15 protein-coding genes are annotated in these 17,608 nt (G+C 62.2%); 14 read left to right on the forward strand and 1 reads right to left on the reverse strand.

Going from position 1 to position 17,608, the window contains the following annotated elements; all coding sequences use genetic code 11:
- Positions 1–68: 68 nt before the first annotated feature.
- Positions 69–1,199, reverse strand: a complete 1,131-nt coding sequence (locus tag AACH87_RS06425) for an FAD-dependent monooxygenase (RefSeq protein WP_338797945.1) — start codon at positions 1,197–1,199, stop codon at positions 69–71.
- 158 nt (positions 1,200–1,357) lie between these two features.
- Between AACH87_RS06425 and AACH87_RS06430 the strand changes: the two genes are divergently transcribed.
- From AACH87_RS06430 to nudB, 14 genes are all read left to right on the forward strand, one after another.
- Complete coding sequence (locus tag AACH87_RS06430) at positions 1,358–2,227, forward strand: MOSC N-terminal beta barrel domain-containing protein (RefSeq protein ID WP_338797946.1); 870 nt, start codon at positions 1,358–1,360, stop codon at positions 2,225–2,227.
- A 406-nt stretch (positions 2,228–2,633) separates the two neighbouring features.
- Complete coding sequence (locus tag AACH87_RS06435) at positions 2,634–6,551, forward strand: FAD/FMN-binding oxidoreductase (RefSeq protein WP_338797947.1); 3,918 nt, start codon at positions 2,634–2,636, stop codon at positions 6,549–6,551.
- A complete protein-coding gene (locus tag AACH87_RS06440; protein WP_338797948.1) occupies positions 6,548–6,994 on the forward strand; it encodes an HIT family protein in 447 nt (148 codons plus the stop codon). The genes AACH87_RS06435 and AACH87_RS06440 overlap by 4 nt, the downstream gene beginning before the upstream one ends.
- A 66-nt stretch (positions 6,995–7,060) precedes the next feature.
- Positions 7,061–7,477: a DUF971 domain-containing protein gene (locus tag AACH87_RS06445; RefSeq protein WP_338797949.1), complete on the forward strand. Its 417-nt coding sequence runs from the start codon at positions 7,061–7,063 to the stop codon at positions 7,475–7,477.
- Positions 7,478–7,642: 165 nt separating this feature from the next.
- A complete protein-coding gene (gene ubiE / locus AACH87_RS06450) occupies positions 7,643–8,374 on the forward strand; it encodes a bifunctional demethylmenaquinone methyltransferase/2-methoxy-6-polyprenyl-1,4-benzoquinol methylase UbiE (RefSeq protein WP_338797950.1) in 732 nt (243 codons plus the stop codon).
- Between the two features lie 47 nt (positions 8,375–8,421).
- The gene (locus tag AACH87_RS06455) at positions 8,422–9,426 is read left to right on the forward strand and encodes a Tim44-like domain-containing protein (RefSeq protein ID WP_338797951.1); all 1,005 of its coding nucleotides are present in this window, start codon (positions 8,422–8,424) and stop codon (positions 9,424–9,426) included.
- A gap of 54 nt (positions 9,427–9,480) precedes the next feature.
- Positions 9,481–10,062, forward strand: coding sequence for a hypothetical protein (locus tag AACH87_RS06460; RefSeq protein WP_338797952.1), 582 nt, complete (start codon positions 9,481–9,483; stop codon positions 10,060–10,062).
- Entirely contained in the window at positions 10,059–11,624 is a 1,566-nt protein-coding gene (gene ubiB / locus AACH87_RS06465; RefSeq protein ID WP_338797953.1) for a ubiquinone biosynthesis regulatory protein kinase UbiB, read from the forward strand. Before AACH87_RS06460 ends, ubiB begins: the two co-directional genes overlap by 4 nt.
- 111 nt (positions 11,625–11,735) lie before the next feature.
- Complete coding sequence (locus AACH87_RS06470) at positions 11,736–13,181, forward strand: sodium:solute symporter family protein (protein ID WP_338797954.1); 1,446 nt, start codon at positions 11,736–11,738, stop codon at positions 13,179–13,181.
- 120 nt (positions 13,182–13,301) lie between these two features.
- The gene (locus AACH87_RS06475) at positions 13,302–13,604 is read left to right on the forward strand and encodes an FmdB family zinc ribbon protein (protein ID WP_338797955.1); all 303 of its coding nucleotides are present in this window, start codon (positions 13,302–13,304) and stop codon (positions 13,602–13,604) included.
- A gap of 9 nt (positions 13,605–13,613) precedes the next feature.
- Positions 13,614–14,234, forward strand: coding sequence for a DUF502 domain-containing protein (locus AACH87_RS06480; protein ID WP_338797956.1), 621 nt, complete (start codon positions 13,614–13,616; stop codon positions 14,232–14,234).
- A gap of 45 nt (positions 14,235–14,279) precedes the next feature.
- Entirely contained in the window at positions 14,280–16,094 is a 1,815-nt protein-coding gene (aspS, locus tag AACH87_RS06485) for an aspartate--tRNA ligase (protein ID WP_338797957.1), read from the forward strand.
- A 122-nt stretch (positions 16,095–16,216) separates the two neighbouring features.
- The gene (locus tag AACH87_RS06490) at positions 16,217–17,041 is read left to right on the forward strand and encodes a CsgG/HfaB family protein (protein WP_338797958.1); all 825 of its coding nucleotides are present in this window, start codon (positions 16,217–16,219) and stop codon (positions 17,039–17,041) included.
- Between the two features lie 46 nt (positions 17,042–17,087).
- Positions 17,088–17,561 (forward strand): dihydroneopterin triphosphate diphosphatase, encoded by a 474-nt coding sequence (nudB, locus tag AACH87_RS06495; RefSeq protein ID WP_338797959.1) that lies wholly within the window; start codon positions 17,088–17,090, stop codon positions 17,559–17,561.
- The last annotated feature ends 47 nt before the right edge of the window (positions 17,562–17,608 follow it).

Here is a 17,608-nt window from a genome sequence, read left to right on the forward strand (position 1 = left end):
GCGGCAGCGCCGAAGGCTGGTGCCAAGGGTGAAAAAAGAAAAAGGACAGGGGGTGGAGTGGGCTGGGCTCAAAGGGTTCCCATGGCCTGACGGGTGACCCATTGTTTCAGCAGGCCGCTGCGCTCAAACCCTCGCATGCCCCAGTTGCGCAGAACCTGGACCGGGTTTTCGGTGCGTGCAAACAGCTGCTGCAGCCCGTCGGTGGCCAGGCTCATGGGGAGCATAGCGGCCTTGCGCTCGCGTTCATAGCTGCGCAGCAACCGCATGTCGGCCACACTGCGCCAGTAGTCACGTTCGTGCAGGATGCGGGCCAGCGCTTGTGCATCGGCCAGTCCCAAATTCAGCCCTTGGCCTGCCAGTGGGTGGATGTTGTGTGCGGCATCGCCTGCCAGCACCCAGCTGCGCGCGGTTTTGCCTGCGTCGGGCATCGGGCCGCACCAGCGGTTGGCCTGGGCTTGTTGGAGGGGCCATGCGGCTCGTTCGCCCGCCAGCTCCAATGTGCCGAGTGCTCCCTGGCTGGCGGCGTGCAGTTCCTCGATGAAGAGGTCTGGCTCCAGTGCGAGCAAAGTGGTGGCCTGCTCGCGTTCTGCAGACCACACCACGGCAACGGTGTGGCCGTCTGCTCCGTCCAGCGGCAAAAACGCGAGGATGCCCTGGGGCAGAAACCATTGGCGAGCCACTTGGCCGTGGGGTTGTTCGCAAACCACCCGGGTCGCAATGGCGTGCTGCGAGTAGGGCGTCACGTCGAAGTCCACGGCAAATTCAGCCCGTGTAGCGCTGGCACGGCCCTCGCATACCACTGTCAGCGGCGCGTTCACGGGGGCGCTGACCACCTCGACCTGGGGTTGGTAGCGCACCGCTTCGGCCAGTCGCTGCTCCAAAGCGGGCACGTCCACGATCCAGGCCAGGGCTTCTGTGCCTTGGGCGGCTGCGTCAAACTGCACCGCGCCATCCCGGTCTCCGAACACTTCCATGCGTGCCACGGCCGTGGCGTGCTCCGAGTCAGGCCAGCTGCGCAAGGATTCCAGCAGGGTGCGAGAGGCGGTGTTCAGCGCGTAGGCGCGCACGTCTGCGGTGCTGGCTGGTGCTTGCGGCGCTGCCGCCAGCGCCACGCGCAGGCGATCACGCGCCAGCAACAATGCCAAAGTGCGGCCCACAATGCCGGCCCCACGGATGCAGATATCAAAGGTATGTGCCATGCCTGCCATTGTAGGAGCGGCGTTTGTGCTGATCAGGGTGGGGGGCTTCTGGGATGGTGTGTCTGGTTCACAATTCCGAGCCTTCCTATCCCAGCCCGTTCTGATGACAAATCAAATCACCCGGAACGGGCCGCCCTTCATATCGCGGAGCCTTCCTCATGTCTTTAGAAGCTGAATCCGACCTGACCGGAACCATTGCCCGGTTGTTCATCTATCCCGTCAAGTCGTGCGCTGGCATAGAGGTGCAAGAGGCGTTGTTGACCGAAACCGGGCTGGATCTCGACCGGGCCTGGATGGTGGTGGATGCGCAGGGGCAATTCCTGACGCAACGCACACTGCCCCGCATGGCGCTGATCCGCCCCGAACTCAAAACCTCGGAAATGGTTCTGCGGGCTCCAGGCATGCTGGCCCTACATGTCGGTCTGGACGTGGTGGAAGCCCCTGCCACGGTGACGGTGTGGCGGGACACCTTGCCCGCCTGGGACATGGGGGCGGTCGCGGCGCAGTGGTTCAGCGACTTTCTGGGGCAGCCTTGCCGGATGGTGCGTTTCGACCCCGATCATCGCCGCTGGTCCAGCAAGGAATGGACTGGCGAGCTGGACGCGCACACGCAATTTGCCGATGGCTTCGCCGTGCTGGTGACCAGCGAGGCATCGATGGACACCCTCAACGAGCGCTTGCAGGCAGCCGGGTATGCCCCGGTGGGCGTAGAGCGTTTCCGCCCCAACGTGGTCTTGGGCGGTGTGGAAGCCCACGATGAAGACCGCATTGAAGGCGTGCGGCTGGAGGTGGAGGGGCACGAAGTGGAATTGCGCCATGTAAAGCCCTGCGCGCGCTGCCCGATTCCGAACATCGACCCCGCTACGGCCGAGAGCCACCCCGCTGTCAGCGATGCGTTGAGCGCCTACCGCGCTGACCGGCGGCTTGACGGCGCTATCACCTTTGGAATGAATGCGATTGTGGCCAAGGGGGCAGGCCAGGTGCTGCGCGTGGGCCAAAGGTTTGGCGCCAACTTCCGTTTTGATTGACAGCGCAGTCTGGGCTGGGCGCTGACCGGAATGTGTCTGGGGGCTCTGGGCTCGGCTCAGGCAGGCTCGGGGGCTGCTGGCATAAAATCACGCCCCCGAGGCTCATGGGCGCGTGGCGCCCACCCCAGGTTCAGAGCGTGTTATGCATTTTTTACGTACCCACGTTGGACCCTGAGGCTAGTGCTCGCAAGGCGCAGACCGCTGCCAAGGCTTAAGCCCTGGAAAATTCTGCAACGCCGCGAGTTCTAGCCTCAGGGCCCAACCCTCCGGGAAAGCCGGAGAAAGGCCCGGCCACTTTGTTGCACGCCGCTGGCGGTACCTGTACCGCTGCGCGTCTTGCGCCTCGTTGCCGGGCCTTTCTCCGGCTTTCGTGGGCACGTAAAAGTACACAACACGCTCTAACCCCATGAATGTTCCGATTGCGTTGGCTGCCTTGCAGACGCAGGCTGCCGAGCCCGCCCGTCTGCGTGAAATCCCGTACAACTACACCTCGTTCTCTGACCGGGAGATCGTGATCCGCTTGCTGGGTTCCTCCGCCTGGGACCTGCTGGACCAGCTGCGCAAAGAGCGCCGCACCGGTCGATCTGCCCGCATGCTGTACGAAGTGCTGGGCGACATGTGGGTGGTACAGCGCAACCCCTACCTGCAGGACGACCTGCTGGACAACCCCGACCGCCGCAAGCTGCTGGTCGATGCACTGAACCACCGCCTGGGAGAAATCGAAAAGCGCCGCACCCCCAACGACGACGCCGAGCGCGACCGCCTGGTGGGCGAGCTGGTGGTGGCCGCGCGCCGTGCGGTGCAAGAGTTCAACGCCACCTTCGAGAACGCTGCTCAGCTGCGCCGTCAGGTGCAAAAGACGCTGGGTCGCCTGACGGCCAAGGACAACATCAAGTTCGACGGCCTCTCGCGCGTGAGCCATGTGACGGACGCGACCGACTGGCGTGTGGAATACCCGTTCGTGGTGCTGACGCCGGACACCGAGGCCGAGATGGCCGCGCTGGTCAAGGGCTGTATCGAGCTGGGCCTGACCATCATCCCGCGTGGGGGCGGCACCGGCTATACCGGCGGCGCGATTCCGTTGACCTGGAAGAGCGTGGTCATCAACACCGAAAAGCTCGAAGCCATGACCGAGGTGGAGATGCGCCGCCTGCCGGGCCTGGACCGTGAGGTGGGCACCATCTGGACCGAAGCCGGTGTGGTGACCCAGCGTGTGGCCGATGCGGCCGAGCGCGCAGGCTTTGTGTTTGCGGTAGACCCCACCAGCGCCGAGGCTTCGTGCATTGGCGGCAACATCGCCATGAACGCGGGCGGCAAGAAGGCCGTGCTGTGGGGCACGGCGCTCGATAACCTGGCCAGCTGGCGCATGGTGACACCCGACGCCCAGTGGCTGGAGGTGACCCGCCTGGACCACAACATGGGCAAAATCCATGACGTGGAGACTGCCACCTTCGAGCTGCAATATTTCGAAGCCGACGGCAAGACGCCCGTGCGCACCGAGCGCCTGAGCATCCCAGGCCGCACCTTCCGCAAGGAAGGCCTGGGCAAGGACGTGACGGACAAGTTCCTGGCTGGCCTGCCAGGCATCCAGAAGGAAGGCTGCGACGGCCTCATCACCAGCGCGCGCTGGGTGGTGCACCGCATGCCTGAGCACACGCGCACCGTGTGCCTGGAGTTCTTTGGCAATGCCAAGGATGCGGTGCCCAGCATTGTGGACATCAAGGACTACATGTTTGCCGAGCAAAAGCGCAGTGGCGTGTTGCTGGCGGGCCTGGAGCACCTGGACGACCGGTATCTGAAGGCCGTGGGCTACGCCACCAAGAGCAAGAAGGGCAACGGTGGCCTGCCCAAGATGGTGCTGATTGGCGACATTGCGGGCGACGATGCCGACGAAGTGGCCCGCGTGACCAGCGAAGTGGTGCGCCTGGCCAATACCCGCAGCGGCGAAGGCTTCATCGCCATCAGCGCCGATGCACGCAAGAAATTCTGGGCCGACCGCAAGAAGACAGCCGCCATCAGCCGCCACACCAACGCCTTCAAGATCAACGAAGACGTGGTGATCCCGCTGCCGCGCATGGCCGAGTACACCGATGGCATCGAGCGCATCAACATCGAGCTGAGCCTGCGCAACAAGCTCAAGCTGTGCGACACGCTGACCGAATTCTTCGAGCGCGGCAACCTGCCGCTGGGCAAGCAGGACGCGGCCGACGACGTGCCCGCTGCCGAGCTGCTGGAAGACCGCGTGGCCCAGGCCATTGCCCTGGTGGCCGAAGTGCGTGCGCTGTGGCAGGGCTGGCTGGACAACGTGGAAACGCTGTTCCCACAACTGCAGGACCACACCCTGCGCGCCAGCTGGAAGACGCAGCTGCGCACGCCGCTGCAAGGCATCTTTACCGGTGCTGCGTTCAAGCCCATCCTGGACGAGGCCGTGGCTATTCACAAGCGCGTGCTCAAGGGCCGCGTGTGGGTGGCGCTGCACATGCACGCAGGCGACGGCAATGTGCACACCAACATTCCCGTCAACAGCGACGACTACGAGATGCTGCAGACCGCACACGAAGCGGTGGCCCGCATCATGGTGCTGGCACGCAGCTTGAACGGCGTGATCTCGGGCGAGCACGGCATTGGCATCACCAAGCTGGAGTTTCTGACCGACGACGAACTGCGCCCGTTTGCGGAATACAAGCGCAAGGTGGATCCGGAGGGTCGCTTCAACAAAGGCAAGCTGCTACGAAATCAGGAGCTGCCTGCACTTGCTGCAAGCGCGCCAGAGGCCAAAAAGGCTTCTGATGCGGCCGTCATGCATGCAGACCTGACCAACGCCTACACACCCAGCTTTGGTCTGATGGGGCACGAGTCGCTGATCATGCAGCAAAGCGATATTGGCGCCATTGCCGATTCGGTCAAGGACTGCCTGCGCTGCGGCAAGTGCAAGCCCGTGTGTTCCACCCACGTGCCCCGCGCCAGCCTGCTGTACAGCCCGCGCAACAAGATTTTGGCGACCTCGCTGCTGGTCGAGGCCTTCCTGTACGAAGAGCAGACGCGCCGCGGCGTGTCCATCAAGCACTGGCAAGAGTTTGAGGACGTGGCCGACCACTGCACGGTGTGCCACAAGTGCTACACGCCTTGCCCGGTCAAGATCGACTTTGGCGATGTGACCATGAACATGCGCAACCTGTTGCGCAAGATGGGCAAGAAGACCTTCCGTCCCGGCAACGCCATGGCCATGGCCATGCTCAACGCGACCAATCCGGACACCATCAAGTTCATGCGCACCGCTGTGGTGGACGTGGGCTACAAGGCCCAGCGCGCAGTGGTGGACCTGGTGCGCGCCGTGGGCCGCAAGCAGACGGCCAAGCCGCCAGCCACCGTGGGCACCGCACCGATCAAGGAGCAGGTGATTCACTTCGTGAACAAGAAGCTGCCCGGCGGCCTGCCCAAGAAGACCGCCCGCGCGCTGCTGGACATCGAAGACAAGAACTACGTGCCCATCATCCGCAACCCGCAGGCCACCACGGCGGATTCGGAAGCGGTGTTCTACTTCCCCGGCTGCGGGTCGGAGCGTCTGTTCTCGCAAGTCGGTCTGGCCACCCAGGCCATGCTGTGGCATGCGGGCGTGCAGACGGTGCTGCCACCGGGCTACCTGTGCTGCGGCTACCCCCAGCGTGGCAGCGGCCAGTTCGACAAGGCCGAGAAGATGATCACGGATAACCGGGTTCTCTTCCACCGCGTGGCCAACACGCTCAACTACCTTGACATCAAGACCGTGGTGGTGAGCTGCGGCACCTGCTACGACCAGCTGCAGGGCTACCAGTTCGACAAGATCTTCCCCGGCTGCCGCATCATCGACATCCATGAATACCTGCTGGATAAGGGCATCACCCTGCAAGGCAAGGGCGCTTACCTGTACCACGAGCCTTGCCACAACCCCATGAAGCAGCAGGACGGCCTCAAGACCGTGAAGGCGCTGGTGGGCGAGCAGGTGCTCAAGAGCGACCGCTGCTGTGGCGAATCGGGCACGCTGGGTGTGTCGCGCCCCGACATCTCGACGCAGGTGCGCTTCCGCAAGGAAGAGGAAATCCGCAAGGGCGAAGCGGCCTTGCGTGCCAGCGGTGCAGTGGCCGAGCAGGACAACGTCAAGATCCTGACCAGCTGCCCCAGCTGTCTGCAAGGGCTGAATCGTTACCAGGACGACCTGCAAAACGGCCTGCTCGAAGCCGACTACATCGTCATCGAGATGGCCCGCCAGATTCTGGGCGAGAACTGGATGCCCGAGTACGTGCAGCGCGCCAACCAGGGCGGCATTGAGCGGGTGCTGGTGTGACCGAAGCCCCAGCCTGCCCGCTGTGTGCCGCCGATGGCGGGACGCTGGTCTGGCGCGGAGCCCGGCTGCGTGTCATCCGGGCGCAGGAGGCGGGGTTTCCCGCCTTCTACCGCGTGGTGTGGAATGCGCATGTGGCCGAGTTTTCGGACCTGGCTGAAGACGAGCAGGCCCACTGCATGCGGGCTGTGACGCTCGTAGAGCAGGCCTTGCGGCAGCATCTGGCCCCCGCCAAGGTCAATCTGGCGGCCTTGGGCAACATGGTGCCGCACCTGCACTGGCACGTGATTGCGCGGTTTGAGTGGGACAGCCATTTCCCTTCGCCGGTATGGGCGGCAGCCCAGCGCAACAGCCCTGCCGATCAAGAGGCTGCGGTGCAGGCGCTGCTGCCTGCGCTGGAGTCTGCGTTGCGCGCGCGCCTGGATGGCGCACTGGCCGCGGCATGACGCCGCGCGCTTCAGATTCATTGTGGCGGGCGCTGGCCCGCGTTCCATTTTTTGACAGGTGATGGCATGGCAGGTTTGAAAGCGGGTGCTCCTGCACCCACCGCGCTCACGGTCCACGAGGTCTCGCGCGTGCTGGAGGTGGCTTTTTCAGATGGAGCCACCTACCGCATCCCGTTTGAACTGATGCGCGTCTATTCCCCCTCTGCAGAGGTTCAGGGCCATGGCCCCGGGCAGGAAGTGCTGCAGACAGGCAAGCGCGATGTGACCTTGGTGAACCTGGAGCCGGTGGGTAACTACGCCGTCAAGCCCACGTTCTCTGACGGGCATGACAGCGGCATCTTCAGCTGGGACTACCTCTACGAGCTGGGGCAGAACGAAACAGCGCTGTGGCAGCAGTATGAGGAGCGGCTGGCCGCAGCAGGCGTGGAGCGCGATGCACCCATGGCCCCCAAAGGGGGTGGCCACGCCTGCGGCAGCCATTGATCGCTGTCAAAGCCGAGGGGTGATAAATGCTATTAAATTTATAGCTGCTTGCGCTTGAATAACGGGCGCTACATCACCATTTGACAAGAACCCTGCGACCGATGCCCCATTTCAGTGCGGGGTTGTCGCTGTACGACGGGCGCACACGCGCCTAGCATGAAGACCATGAGCACCACCCACTTTGGATTCCAGTCGGTTGACGAAAACGAAAAAGCACAGCGCGTACGCGGCGTGTTTGATTCGGTGGCGTCCAAATACGACGTCATGAACGACCTGATGTCTGGCGGCCTGCACCGCGCGTGGAAGGCCTATACCGTGATGGTGGCCAACCTGCGCGAAGGCAGCCAGGTGCTGGACATTGCGGGCGGCACGGGTGACCTGTCGCTGGCCTTTTCCAAAAAAGTGGGCAGCACTGGCCGCGTGGTGCACACGGACATCAACGAGGCCATGCTGCGCACGGGGCGTGACAGGCTGATCAACGCAGGCGTGATCCTGCCCACCATGGTGTGCGATGCCGAGAAGCTGCCTTTTCCGGATGGACACTTTGACGTGGTCAGCGTGGCCTTCGGTCTGCGCAACATGACCCACAAGGACCGTGCCCTGTCTGAAATGTGCCGTGTGCTCAAGCCCGGCGGCAAGCTGCTGGTGCTGGAGTTTTCCAAAGTGGCCAAGCCGCTGGAGAAGGTGTACGACTGGTACTCCTTCAAGGTGCTGCCCCAGCTGGGCAAATTGGTGGCCGGCGACGACGCCAGCTACCGCTATCTGGCCGAGTCCATCCGCATGCACCCAGGGCAGGAAGAACTCAAATCCCTCATGCAACAAAGCGGCTTTGGGCATGTGGACTATCACAACATGACTGGCGGAATAGTGGCTTTGCATGTTGGAATCAAGTGCTGAACGCAAACCGTGCGTTCAATGCTGATGAATGACACAACGGAGGTGACATGATGAAACTGTGGTCTTTGGTTTTGGTGGCGCTGATGGCGGTGGTCCATGTGGATGCCGAAGCCAAGCGTCTGGGTGGCGGCAAGTCCGTGGGGCAGCAATCCAGCAACGTGACCCAGCGCGAGTCTTCGGGTGCGGGTGCACCTGCGCAAAACGTCACCAACAACGCGGCAGCGAACAAGCCTGCCCCGGCGGCGCCCGCCGCAGGTGCGCCTGCTGCAGCGCCCAAGAAGCCTTGGGGTGCCATGCTGGGTGGCTTGGCTGCCGGGCTGGGCCTGGCCTGGCTGGCCCACTCGCTGGGCCTGGGTGAGGCCTTTGGTCAGGTGCTGATGTTTGCGCTGCTGGCCATGGTAGCAGTGGCCGTGATTGGCATGATCATGCGCCGCCGCAGCGGTGGGGCTGCTCCGCAAGGCAACTCGCCGTATGCATTTCAGGGCGCAGGCGCAGCCACACCGGGTACCGCCCAGGTGCCCAACACCTACCGCCCCGAAAATGTGGGCAATGACGCGTCTGCCCGTCCATGGGAGCGCAGCAGCATGGCTTTTGATGCATCGCGCCAAAGCCAGGGCTCAGGCGTGGTGATTGGCTCGGGTCTGTCCGGTTCGCAGAACTGGGGCATTCCTGCGGGTTTTGACACGGAAGGCTTCCTGTCTGCCGCCAAGCGCAATTTCGTGACGCTGCAGGCCGCCTGGGACCGTTCGGACATCGCCACGCTGCGTTCCATGATGACCGACAGCATGCTCGAGGAAATCCGCACCCAGCTGGCCGAGCGCGAATCGCAGCGCGGTGCCGAGCCCAACCATACCGATGTGGTGATGATCGAGGCGCAACTGCTGGGCATCGAGGAAATGGAAGATCGCTACATGGCCAGTGTCGAGTTCTCGGGCATGATCCGCGAAGAAGTCTCTGCAGGCCCCAGCCCCTTCCGCGAAGTCTGGAACATGACCAAGGGCAAGAGCGGCAACAACGGCTGGCTGGTGGCCGGGGTGCAGGCGCTGCAGTAATCTCGCAGGGGTATCCCGGTTTCGGGAACCCAGTTCAGGGAATAATCGGGGACTATGGCAACACAGTCCCCTTTTTCATTTCTGGACGGCATTTTTGACCGCGTTACCTCTGGGCCGCAGCCACCGCAATGGCTTGTCCACGAAGTGCATCAGCGTGCTGTGCTGTTCATCAACCATGTCCTGATGCAGGAACCCGAGGCCATGGAGCGCCTGCGCCGCCAAAAAGGCCGCGTGGCCCGCGTCCAGTGGCGCATCTATTCGATGGCGCTTCTGGTCACTCCCGCAGGGCTTTTCAATCTGGCCAGCGAGGGCGATGTGCCTGATCTCCGCCTGGAGGTGACTGAGTTGTCCCCTTTGGCGCTGGCCCAGGGCGCCTTGCGCGGCGACAAGCCTGCCATCCGTATCGAAGGGGATGTGCAACTGGCTGCAGAAATCAACTGGCTGGTAGACCACGTGCGCTGGGATCTGGAAGAGGATCTGGCACGGCTTGTGGGTGATGCGCCTGCGCACCAGATCGCCCAGATGGCTCGGCGAGCCGCCCAGGCTTTGCGTCAGTTTGTGGGTGCCCGTGTGGCCCCTGCAAGCACTGCGGTCACTCCAGTGGCTCCGCGTCCCGCAGACCGGGCCGAAACATGAAGCGCTTCTTGCGTGGTTTCACCATCCTCTGGGTGGTGTTCCGGTACGGCCTTGACGGGCTGGTGCTGGACAGCTTTCAGAAGCCTTGGCTGCGCTGGCTTTCGCGGGTGCTGTCGGTGGGGCGCAAGCTGGATGCCCCCCGGGGCCAACGCCTGCGCGAGGCGCTGGAGCAGCTTGGGCCGATTTTCGTCAAGTTTGGGCAGGTGCTCTCTACCCGCCGTGACCTGCTGCCCCCCGATATTGCCGACGAACTGGCCCTGCTTCAGGATCGTGTGCCTCCCTTCGATCCCAACGTGGCCGTCGCCACCATCGAGCGGGCCTTTCAGAAGCCATTGGGCAGCATCTTTGCGTCTTTCGACCGCGTGCCGGTGGCCAGCGCTTCCATTGCCCAAGTGCACTTTGCCACGCTGGTAGACCGGGACGGTGTGCTGCGTGAGGTGGCCGTCAAGGTGCTGCGTCCCGGCATGCTTCCGGTGATTGAAAAGGACCTGGGCCTGATGCGAATGATGGCGGGCTGGGTCGAGAGCCTGTCCGCAGACGGCAAGCGCCTCAAGCCCCGTGAGGTGGTTGCCGAGTTTGACAACTACCTGCACGACGAGCTGGACCTGATACGCGAAGCGGCCAATGCAGCCCAGCTTCGCCGCAACATGCAGGGTCTGGACCTGGTGCTGATTCCGGAAATCTTCTGGGACTTTTGCCGCCCCGAAGTCATGGTGATGCAGCGGATGAAGGGCGTTCCGATCAGCCAGGTGGAGCGCTTGCGTGAAGCAGGGGTGGATATTCCCAAGCTCGCCCGCGACGGGGTCACGATCTTCTTCACCCAGGTTTTCCGTGACGGGTTTTTCCACGCCGACATGCATCCCGGCAACATCCAGGTGAGTCTGGAGCCAGAGACCTTCGGGCGCTACATATCGCTGGATTTCGGCATCGTGGGCACGTTGACCGAAACCGACAAGGAGTACCTCGCGCAGAACTTCGTTGCGTTCTTCCGTCGGGACTACAAGCGCGTGGCTGAACTGCACCTGGAAAGCGGTTGGGTTCCACCGGAAACACGGGTGAACGACCTGGAGTCAGCCATACGCGCTGTGTGCGAGCCGTACTTTGACCGTCCGCTCAAGGAAATCTCGCTGGGTATGGTGCTGATGCGCCTGTTCCAGACCTCGCGGCGCTTCCATGTGGAAATCCAGCCCCAACTGGTTTTGCTGCAGAAAACGCTGCTCAACATCGAAGGGTTGGGGCGGCAGTTGGACCCCGACCTGGATCTGTGGAGCACCGCCAAACCGTTTCTGGAGAAGTGGATGCTCGAGCAGATGGGGCCTCAGCGGCTGTGGCATGACCTCAAGGCGGAGGCGCCTCACTATGCCAAGCTGCTGCCAGAGCTTCCTCGTCTGTTGCACGACTACCTGCGCCGTCGCCCGGATGATGACCGCTCAGTGCTGAAAGAGCTGATCGAGACGCAAAGACGAACCAACCGCTTGCTGCAGCTCATTTGCAGCGTGGGCCTGGGTTTTGTGCTTGGGTTGTTGGTCATGCAACTGATCATCCGGGTCAAGGTGTTCTAGCCTGCCTGATGCTGCCTGGGGCCGTTTCGGGCTGTCACATCAGGCCCCGGGCATTGTTTTCGCTTGGTTTTTCTTTTTTCCTACAACGTCCGCGACATCAAGGAGCATGCCGTGCTGTTGACACTGGTCATCGTTTATCTGCTGGTCACCATCGCCATTGGTCTGGTGGCTGCCAAGCGTGTGAAAAATGCGGCGGACTTCGCCATCGCTGGCAGACACCTGCCGATGTACATGATCATCACCACCACGTTTGCGACGTGGTTCGGCTCCGAGACGGTGCTCGGTATTCCCGCCAAGTTCATTGAGGGCGGGCTCGGCAATGTGGTGGAAGACCCGTTCGGCGCGGGCTTCTGTCTCATCCTCGTGGGGCTGTTCTTTGCCGGGCGCCTTTACCGGATGACACTGCTCACCATCAGCGATTACTACCGTGAGCGTTTCGGGCGCACGGTAGAGGTGGTGTGCTCATTGATCATCATGCTCAGCTACCTCGGCTGGGTGTCTGCGCAGGTGACTGCGCTGGGCCTGGTGTTCAACCTGCTGTCTGGCGGGGCTGTCAGTATCACCATGGGCATGGTGATTGGCGTGTTTTCCATCCTCGCTTACACCCTCTTTGGCGGAATGTGGTCTGTGGCCGTGACGGACTTCATCCAGATGATCATTCTGGTCGTGGGGCTGGCCATCATCGCCGTGTTCGCCGGAAACATGGCTGGCGGGGCAGACAAGGTGCTGGAACTGGCCTCCAGCCGCGAGCTGTTCCGCTTCTGGCCTGAGCCGCAGTTTCACGACATCGTCTTCTTTGTTGCAGCGGCCATCACCATGATGTTCGGCTCGATTCCACAGCAGGACGTTTTCCAGCGCGTGATGTCGGCCAACAACATCCAGGCGGCCACCCGTGGTCCTGTCATCGGGGGCATCTGCTACATCCTGTTTGCCTTTGTGCCCATGTTTCTGGTTGCCAGCGCCCTGATCATCATGCCTGGCGAAACCGCGGACCTCCTCAAGGACGATCCCCAAAAAGTGCTGCCCACCCTGGTGCTTGCCAAGATGCCCTTCGTGATGCAAGTGCTGTTCTTTGGGGCGCTCCTGTCCGCGCTGAAATCCACAGCATCGGCCACTTTGCTGGCACCCAGCGTGACTTTCACGGAAAACATCTGGCGCCAGTTCCGTCCCCACGCTTCAGATCGGCAGCATCTGCTGACCATGCGCGTGACTACCCTGGTGTTCAGCCTGTTTGTGCTGGGCTATGCCATCTACATGCAGGGCACACCGATCTATGAACTGGTGTCTGGTGCGTACCAGGTGCCACTGGTGGGGGCCTTTGTTCCCCTGGTGTTTGGTCTGTACTGGAAGCGTGCCACCACTCAGGGGGCCATTTTTGCCATCGTCCTCGGGTTGCTGACGTGGATTTTGTTCCTCGCCACCCCTGCGGGCAAAGTCTTCCCTGCCCAGCTGGCAGGCTTGCTGGCTGCGCTGTTGGGCATGCTTGCGGGATCGCTGGGCCCCCAGGCCATCCGCAATAGCCACGCGGGCCATCACAAGATGGTGGGCGTGGAGTAAGAAGGCCGGTGCAAGCTGCTGTCGGCCGCTCAAAGAACAGAGGCGGTCGCCTCAAGGGCGGGGTTGTACATACAGCGCCCGCCTATAATTGAAGGTTTTGCACTTTCCCTTCATACTGACATGCCTATCTACGCCTACAAATGCGGCTCCTGCGGCCATGCCAAGGATGTGCTGCAAAAAATCTCGGATGCACCTCTGACCACTTGCCCTGCCTGTGGTGCAGAAGCCTTTTCCAAGCAGGTCACTGCGGCGGGTTTTCAGCTCAAAGGCTCCGGCTGGTACGTGACGGACTTCCGTGGCGGCAGTGGCGGAAGTTCCGCGCCAGCGACGGAATCCAAGTCCGATACATCTGCGCCGGCAGCCAGCGCACCAGCTGCATCCCCGGCGCCTGCCGCGGCCACCACGGCAGGCTCTTCCTCCTGATTGGAAAACATGTCCGCCCTGCGCAAGTGGCTTTTCACAGGCCTGCTGGTCATCGTTCCTGGCGTCATCACGGCCTGGGTCCTGAACTGGATCGTCAGCACGCTGGATCAGACGCTGCAGATCCTGCCTGCGGCATGGCAGCCCGACCGCGTCCTCGGGATGCACATTCCCGGATTCGGCGTGCTGCTCACCCTGCTCATCCTTTTGGTGGTGGGGGCTGTGGCCAGCAACTTCGTGGGGCGCAAACTGGTGCAATGGGGCGATGCCGTGGTGCACCGCATCCCGGTGGTCCGCTCCATCTACTCCAGCGTCAAACAGGTTTCCGATACGCTCTTCTCCGAAAGCGGCAACGCTTTTCGCACTGCGGTGCTGGTGCAATGGCCGCGTGAAGGCGTCTGGACGGTGGCGTTCATCACGGGTGCGCCCAACGGTGAGATTGCCGCTTATCTGCGCGACGAATTCGTCAGCGTGTATGTACCGACCACGCCCAACCCCACGGGCGGCTACTTTGTGCTGATGCGCAAGAGCGATTGCGTCGAGCTGGATATGAGCGTGGACGCCGCGCTCAAGTACATCGTTTCGATGGGCGTGGTGGCCCCTGTGGACCCCAATCAGCTCCCCCTTAAATAATTTCGTTTTCATTCATTGCGCCACAGCGGCGCCGGAAGTAATGCTATGCCCATGCGCTCTCACTATTGCGGTCTTGTGACTGAAGCCCTGATGGGCGAAACCGTAACCCTGGCGGGCTGGGTCAACCGCCGCCGCGATCACGGGGGCGTGATCTTCATCGATCTGCGTGACCGTGAAGGCTCTGTGCAGGTGGTGTGTGATCCCGACCGTGCAGACATGTTCAAGACCGCTGAGGACGTGCGCAACGAGTTCTGCGTGCAGGTCAAGGGCTTGGTGCGTGCGCGCCCCGAAGGCACTACCAACGACAACCTCAAGAGCGGCAAGATTGAGGTGCTGTGCCATGAGCTGACGGTGCTCAACGCCTCCGTGACGCCTCCGTTCCAGATGGACGACGAGAACCTTTCGGAAACCACGCGCCTGACCCACCGTGTGATGGATCTGCGTCGTCCTTACATGCAGCGCAACATGATGCTGCGCTACAAGACAGCCATTCAGGTGCGCAACTTCCTGGACAAGGAAGGTTTCATCGACATCGAAACCCCCATGCTGGGCAAGAGCACGCCCGAAGGTGCGCGCGACTATCTGGTGCCCAGCCGTGTGCACGACGGCCAGTTTTTTGCGCTGCCACAGTCCCCCCAGCTCTACAAGCAGATGCTGATGGTGGCGGGTTATGACCGCTACTACCAGATCACCAAATGCTTCCGTGACGAAGACTTGCGTGCGGACCGCCAGCCTGAGTTCACGCAGATCGACTGCGAAACCTCGTTCCTGAACGAAGAAGAAATCCGCGCCATATTCCAGCGCATGATCACTGAAGTGTTCCAGCAGCAACTGGGTGTGGATCTGGGCGAATTCCCGATCATGACCTACCAGGAAGCCGCGCACCGCTTCGGCTCCGACAAGCCCGACCTGCGTGTGAAGCTCGAATTCACCGAGCTGACCGACGTGATGAAGGACGTGGACTTCAAGGTGTTCTCTGGCGCGGCCAACATGAAGGGCGGCCGCGTGGTGGCCTTGCGTGTGCCCGGTGGCGCCCGTGAAGACGGTGGCCTGTCGCGTGGCGAAATCGACGGCTACACCGAGTTCGTCAAGATCTACGGTGCCAAGGGCCTGGCCTACATCAAGGTCAACGAGCAGGCCAAGGGGCGCGATGGCCTGCAGTCGCCTATCGTCAAGAACATCCACGACGCTGCGCTGGCAGAAGTGCTCAAGCGTACGGGTGCACAGGACGGCGATTTGCTGTTCTTTGGTGCAGACAAGGAAAAGGTGGTGAACGACGCCATCGGCGCATTGCGCATCAAGATCGGGCACAGCGAATTTGGCAAGAAGAATGGCCTGTTCGAAAACCGTTGGGCCCCTCTGTGGGTGGTGGACTTCCCCATGTTCGAGCACGACGAGGAAGAAGACCGTTGGGTGGCCGTGCACCATCCCTTCACCAGCCCCAAGGATGGTCACGAAGACCTCATGGACACCGATCCGGGCAAGTGCCTGGCCAAGGCCTATGACATGGTGCTGAACGGCTGGGAACTGGGCGGCGGCTCGGTCCGTATTCACCGTGCCGACGTGCAGAGCAAGGTGTTCTCCGCGCTCAAGATCAATCCGGAAGATGCACGCGCAAAGTTTGGCTACCTGCTGGACGCGCTGCAGTACGGCGCGCCTCCGCACGGTGGCTTGGCATTTGGTCTGGACCGTCTGATCACTCTGATGACTGGCGCAGAGTCCATCCGCGATGTGATCGCCTTCCCCAAGACACAGCGTGCTCAGGATTTGCTCACGCAAGCGCCTTCGCCAGTGGATGAAAAGCAGCTGCGCGAATTGCACATCCGCCTGCGCAACCCCGACGCTGCCAAGGCCAGCTGATAAGGGTTTCAGGATTCTTGCCACCCACCCTCTGACAACGTGAGGTGGCAGAAGACCAAGCGGCTCAGACATTCGTGTCTGGGCCGCTTTTTCGTTGGGTGGTTCGATTCAAGAGGTAAAAAATGAAAACATCCGTGATTTATGGCTTCGCTGCCAGGTCGTTGATCGGCGCACTGGTGGCTGTGCTGGCTCTGGCGGGTTGCGGTGAAAAAAAGACCGAGTTGGGCGAAGGAGGCTCGGTCGTTTCAGGGTCTGCGGGCCCGGCGGGTGCCAAGGGGGCCGACAAGTCACTCACCCAGTGTGACGCTCCGGTCGCCACGCTGGCTTTGGCTGAGAATCCGAACGGCTATACCGTCTCCAGCAGCTACCACTTGCCCGCATCGCCGGTGCCGTTGATTCGGCTGATCGCGCAGCAAAGTGGCTGTTTCCGCGTGGTGGACCGTTCGGCAGGCCTGCGTTCCACCATCCAGGAGCAGGAACTCAAAGAGGCTGGAGTGCTTCGCCAGAAGTCCACTGTGGCCAAGGGCCGTGGCTATGAGGCGCAGTACACGCTGGTGCCCAGCCTGACTTTCAGCGAGCAGGACGCCGGCCGGGGGATTGCCGGGGTGATCGCCATGATTCCGGTTCTGCGTGATATTGCGGGGCTGATCGGCCTGGCAGAGCAGGTCAAACTCAAGGAGGCACAAACCGCTTTGCTGTTGACCGACAACGAAACGACCGAGCAGATCGCTGCGGCAACGGGTTCCGCCCGCACCACAGATCTGGGGGCGGCAGGCATGCTTTTTGGCCGCATGGGTGGTGGGGCTGGCGCGGGCTGGAGCAATACCAACGAAGGCAAGGTGATTGCTGCAGCCTTCCTGGATTCGCACAACAAGCTGGTGGCCCAGGTGCGCATGCTGCAGGCCAAGGAGTTGCCTCCCCCGGTCGCTGTCAAAAGCCAGCGCTGATGTGCCCCTTTGAACAGGTTCTTGTGTCCTTCGCGCAGCACCTGTCGTGAAACCCTACAAGATCCCAGAGTCCGTCTTGGTGGTGATCTACACCCCAGCGCTGGAGGTGCTGCTCATCCAGCGGGCGGGTACGGACGTCGGAGTGGAGCATTGGCAGTCTGTCACCGGCAGCAAAGACCGGTGGGACGAACCCTGGCATGAAACCGCCGCGCGGGAGGTGCGTGAAGAAACCGGTATCGATGTGGGAGACCCCGGAGTCCAGCTGATGGACTGGCAGCTGGAGAATGTCTATGACATCTGGCTGCAGTGGCGGCACCGCTATGCGCCAGAGGTCACCCGCAACCGCGAGCGGGTTTTCGGCCTCTGCGTACCCAACGTCCAGCCTGTCGTGCTCAACCCCCGGGAGCATGTGCGGTGGCAGTGGCTTCCCTGGCTGGCGGCGGCAGACCTGTGTTTTTCCGCATCGAACGCTGAGGCTTGTCTTTTGCTGCCTCGCCTGGCGGACAAGGGACCAACCTGATTTTGCAAGCTCAACGCCGTTACCTTCCCAGCGGCACTGGCCCCAGG

This window comes from Acidovorax sp. DW039 (assembly GCF_037101375.1).
Taxonomy (GTDB): Bacteria; Pseudomonadota; Gammaproteobacteria; order Burkholderiales; family Burkholderiaceae_C; genus Acidovorax.

Excerpts from the sequence above, each read along its gene's own strand:
- AACH87_RS06425 (WP_338797945.1), bottom strand. The coding sequence starts at position 1,199 with ATGGCACATACCTTTGATATCTGCATCCGTGGGGCCGGCATTGTGGGC.
- AACH87_RS06430 (WP_338797946.1), top strand. The coding sequence starts at position 1,358 with ATGTCTTTAGAAGCTGAATCCGACCTGACCGGAACCATTGCCCGGTTG.
- AACH87_RS06435 (WP_338797947.1), top strand. The coding sequence starts at position 2,634 with ATGAATGTTCCGATTGCGTTGGCTGCCTTGCAGACGCAGGCTGCCGAG.
- AACH87_RS06445 (WP_338797949.1), top strand. The coding sequence starts at position 7,061 with ATGGCAGGTTTGAAAGCGGGTGCTCCTGCACCCACCGCGCTCACGGTC.
- ubiE (WP_338797950.1), top strand. The coding sequence starts at position 7,643 with ATGAGCACCACCCACTTTGGATTCCAGTCGGTTGACGAAAACGAAAAA.
- AACH87_RS06455 (WP_338797951.1), top strand. The coding sequence starts at position 8,422 with ATGATGAAACTGTGGTCTTTGGTTTTGGTGGCGCTGATGGCGGTGGTC.
- AACH87_RS06460 (WP_338797952.1), top strand. The coding sequence starts at position 9,481 with ATGGCAACACAGTCCCCTTTTTCATTTCTGGACGGCATTTTTGACCGC.
- ubiB (WP_338797953.1), top strand. The coding sequence starts at position 10,059 with ATGAAGCGCTTCTTGCGTGGTTTCACCATCCTCTGGGTGGTGTTCCGG.
- AACH87_RS06475 (WP_338797955.1), top strand. The coding sequence starts at position 13,302 with ATGCCTATCTACGCCTACAAATGCGGCTCCTGCGGCCATGCCAAGGAT.
- AACH87_RS06480 (WP_338797956.1), top strand. The coding sequence starts at position 13,614 with ATGTCCGCCCTGCGCAAGTGGCTTTTCACAGGCCTGCTGGTCATCGTT.
- aspS (WP_338797957.1), top strand. The coding sequence starts at position 14,280 with ATGCCCATGCGCTCTCACTATTGCGGTCTTGTGACTGAAGCCCTGATG.
- AACH87_RS06490 (WP_338797958.1), top strand. The coding sequence starts at position 16,217 with ATGAAAACATCCGTGATTTATGGCTTCGCTGCCAGGTCGTTGATCGGC.